Below are 1,347 nucleotides of genomic sequence, written 5' to 3' on the forward strand. Positions count from 1 at the left end.
GACCTGGCTGCATCACTACAATCACCACCGACCCCACACCGGCATCGGCGGCAAGACACCCTCAGCCCGCGTTCACAACCTCACGGGGAACTACATTTAGCCGCTGACTTCGGGGTTCACGTGGACCGCAAGACGGTGCTCGCTGTGATGCAGGATTTGGGGATCATGCCGCCCGCCGCGCGCGCCGCATTTCGTCGGGCGGCCGCGCGAGCACGCACCGCCCCTGACCCGGTCGACCTCCTGGAGCGACGCTTCCAGGACGCTGTCGAACCCGGCACGGTTCTGTCGGTGACGGAGCTTGACCCGGTTTTCCGGACACCTTGGTCCTGCCCCGGTTTCCCGGAACGATTGGTTGAGAGATGTGGCTACTTCTGAGAGGAGAGTGGTCGTATGCCGAGACCGTATCCGTCCGAGTTCCGTGAGCGTGCGCTCGAGCTGGTGAGGTCGGGACGCACCGTTGTCGACGTCGCCGCGACGCTCGGGATCGCGCAGTCCTGCCTCTACCGCTGCAAGCAGCAAGATCTTGTGGACCGTGGGATCAGACCGCTGTGCGGGCGCGCGCCGTCGGCCGAGCTGACTGCCGCGAACAGGCGCATCCGTGAGTTGGAGGAGGAGAACAAGATCCTCCGCAGAGCGGCTGCAGCGGTGGAGCAGGTGATGCCCCCAAAAGACCGGTTCCGTCTCGTGGGCGAGCTCCACGCTGACGGAGTCCGCATCCGGAAGGCCTGCCTCGCGTTAGGCGTTTCAACATCGGGATACTACGAGTGGAAATCGCGAGCACCGTCGACGAGATCAATCCGGCACGCCTGGCTGACCGACCTGATCGGACAGATCCACGAATCGTCCTACGGCACCTACGGCCGGATGCGGGTTCGCGCAGAGTTGCAGCGGTCGCACGAGATCACGGTCGGTCAGAACACTGTCGGGCTGCTGATGCGGCGATCCGGGCTGGTCGGACTCCCGCTGCGACGACGGTCCAAGCGTGTCCCCAACCAGGTCACCGTCACCGACCTCGTCCGTCGCCGCTTCCACGCAGACGGGCCCGACCGGCTCTGGGTGGCCGACATAACTGAGCATCCGACACGGGAAGGAAAGCTCTACTGCTGCGTCGTCCTCGACGTGTTCAGCCGTCGCGTCGTGGGATGGGCGATAGACACCACACAGCGCGCGGAACTGGCCACGAACGCGCTCGGCATGGCGATCGACTCACGTCGACCCTCCCCGGGAACGATCATCCACGGGGACCACGGCACGCAAGGCGGATTCAACTGGTCGTCGCAACACCTTGAATCGGAGGTGTTTGGATGGTTCGACGACAACAGCAGGCAGATCGAGCGGTGCGGCCAA

The 1,347-nt window shown here is 64.7% G+C and carries 3 protein-coding genes; all 3 read left to right on the forward strand.

Features of this window, described 5'->3' with window-relative positions; translation table 11 throughout:
- The coding region (locus BR85_RS15330) for an integrase core domain-containing protein (RefSeq protein ID WP_155947944.1) at positions 1-100 on the forward strand (100 nt) is incomplete at its 5' end.
- Positions 101-120: 20 nt separating this feature from the next.
- A complete protein-coding gene (locus tag BR85_RS15335; RefSeq protein ID WP_155947943.1) occupies positions 121-375 on the forward strand; it encodes a hypothetical protein in 255 nt (84 codons plus the stop codon).
- Positions 376-390: 15 nt separating this feature from the next.
- A partial coding sequence (locus tag BR85_RS14780) for an IS3 family transposase (protein WP_051526095.1) occupies positions 391-1,347 on the forward strand: 957 nt, incomplete at its 3' end.

This window comes from Microbacterium sp. UNCCL10, assembly GCF_000746195.1.
Classification (GTDB): domain Bacteria; phylum Actinomycetota; class Actinomycetes; order Actinomycetales; family Microbacteriaceae; genus Microbacterium; species Microbacterium saccharophilum.